This is a genomic window from Mesorhizobium sp. ZC-5, from assembly GCF_025753855.1.
Classification (GTDB): Bacteria; Pseudomonadota; Alphaproteobacteria; order Rhizobiales; family Rhizobiaceae; genus Neomesorhizobium.
Genome location: NZ_JAOWPT010000045.1, coordinates 1 through 2040, shown reverse-complemented (window position 1 = coordinate 2040; position 2040 = coordinate 1). Strand labels below are relative to the sequence as shown.

1 protein-coding gene and 1 pseudogene are annotated in these 2040 nt (G+C 59.1%); one reads left to right on the top strand and one right to left on the bottom strand.

The window, feature by feature from the left end:
* Positions 1 to 381, bottom strand: a pseudogene (locus tag OHD58_RS30370) (transposase); the annotation flags it as partial.
* 335 nt (positions 382 to 716) lie between these two features.
* Here OHD58_RS30370 and OHD58_RS30365 point away from each other — a divergent pair.
* On the top strand, positions 717 to 1706 hold the full coding sequence (locus OHD58_RS30365; RefSeq protein WP_263807292.1) for a zinc-binding dehydrogenase: 990 nt from the start codon (positions 717 to 719) through the stop codon (positions 1704 to 1706).
* Positions 1707 to 2040 lie beyond the last annotated feature (334 nt).

Here is a 2040-nt window from a genome sequence, read left to right as displayed (position 1 = left end):
CGCCGCCACGATCGTGGCATCCACGATCTGCCCACCCATCGCCAGATAACCGGCCTTGGTGAGGTGCTTGTCAAACGGGCGAACAGGTTCTTCACAGCCCGGCCTGCGTGAGGTGCTCCCTAAACAACCAGATCGTCTTGGCGTCGGGAACCTTGTCGCCGAGCCCCAACCCGAGGAAGCGCTGAAGGAAAGCCGGTCCTGGATCTGGAATTCGGCCTGATCGTCCGAGAGACTGTAGAGCGCCTGCAGAACCAGGACCTTGAACATCATCACCGCTTCAAAGGGCGGCCGGCCGCCTTTGGCGCCATCGGAGCGCTTCAGCGCCTTGGCCAGCGGTTTCCGGCAAGCCACCACCGCGTTCAGCTTCTCCAGTGGATCGCCTCGCTCAGCCGGACATAGCGCTCAACCCAACCTGTCCTCGCATCCAACGCCTTCGTGCCAATCACCAGGCGAAGTGAATCAAAATGCGTTTTCGATTGCCAGCTTTTTCGAGGTGTCCAGCTGTTTCGCTGGCGAAAAGCGATCCGAGGAGCATGGGTGAAGTCATCTGCAGCTTTTGACGTTGACAGAATGCCATACTTTGGCAGAATGTAAATGATTGAGTCGTGCTTAGGGTACCAGTTTCTTCGAATCCTCTTTCAGATTCTTTACAGCACTCCAGTCAGTGGCAACGCGTTTTTCCTGTTGACGAGGCAATTCGAGAAATGAGGTCTGCAATGAAGGCGGTGGTCTTGCATGCGCATGGTGGTGCCGAGAAGTTGAAGCTTGAGGAAACCGGCGTACCGACACTCGAAGCCGGCCAAGTCCTGGTTCGCATCGTTGCGGCATCCGTCAATCCGATCGATCTCAAGATCCGCGCAGGACTGCCGATTGGGCCGTCACTCCCGGCAATCATCGGGTGTGATTTCTCCGGCGTAGTGGAAGCCGTGAACGGCGCACCCGGCTACGAGGTGGGCGACGAAGTGTATGGATGCGCGGGGGGTGTTCGTGGCTTGGGGGGCAGCCTCGCGGAATTTATCGCATGCGACCCGGCGCTGCTGTCCCCGAAACCAAAGACCCTTACCCATCGGCAGTCAGCTGCATTGCCTCTCGTCGGAATCACGGCATGGCTCCTAAACGAGCGAAGCGGCGTCAAGCAAGGCGACCATGTGCTGGTCCACGGGGGCGTCGGGGGCGTGGGACACGTCGCGCTGCAAATAGCGAAGACCAGGGGAGCTCGTGTCGCGACGACGGTCAAGACTGACGCAGCCGCCAGTATCGCACGCGACCTTGGTGCGGACGACGTCATCCTCTATGGAGGCGAAGAGGTGTCGTCTTACGTGAAGCGCCTGACCGACGGCCGCGGCTTCGACGTTGTGATCGACACAGTGGGGGGCGCCAATCTCGATAAGTCCTTCCAGGCCGCAGCCAGCGGTGGCCGCGTGGCGGGCTCGGCGGCAAGGAGCACGCACGACCTCTCGCCGATGCACGGCAAGGGTCTGTCGCTTCATATCGTCTTCATGCTGCTCCCTCTTTTGGAGGGTACCAGGTGCAAGGAGCACGGTCGCATCCTGGAGGAGCTCGCGGCGATGTGTGACGCCGGAAAAGTCAAGCCACTCCTTGACCCGAAGCGTTTCGATCTGGCTCGGGCCTCCGAAGCGCACGCATATCTTGAAAGCGGCAAGGCTGTTGGCAAGGTCGTGGTGAATGTATCGGCTATGCTCTGAGAGAGTCGTCGCCGGTTAGAGCTTGCCGATCGTGGTAGTAGTAACGAAACGCCGCGTTGGCGTCCCAGTTGATGAGCAACGCAAAAGTATCATGGTGGAACCACTGCCGACAAAACAAGAGTAATTATCATAGGTGGCGGGGGTCTTGGGATGCTCAATACTCTATCACTTGGCGAAATTGGGTGTAAGGATAGCGCTACTGCTGGAGCTGCACAGCTGGACACCTCGAACTACGGCATTTCCAGAGGGGGTGGTGCGGCAATGAGGTTGCGAACAGCGCGGCGATGGAGGATTTCGGTCGTTGGGGCTGATGCTGGTTGCCGATTTCGGCATC

Coding starts and splice junctions, on each gene's coding strand:
- OHD58_RS30365 (WP_263807292.1), top strand. CDS start 717: ATGAAGGCGGTGGTCTTGCATGCGCATGGTGGTGCCGAGAAGTTGAAG.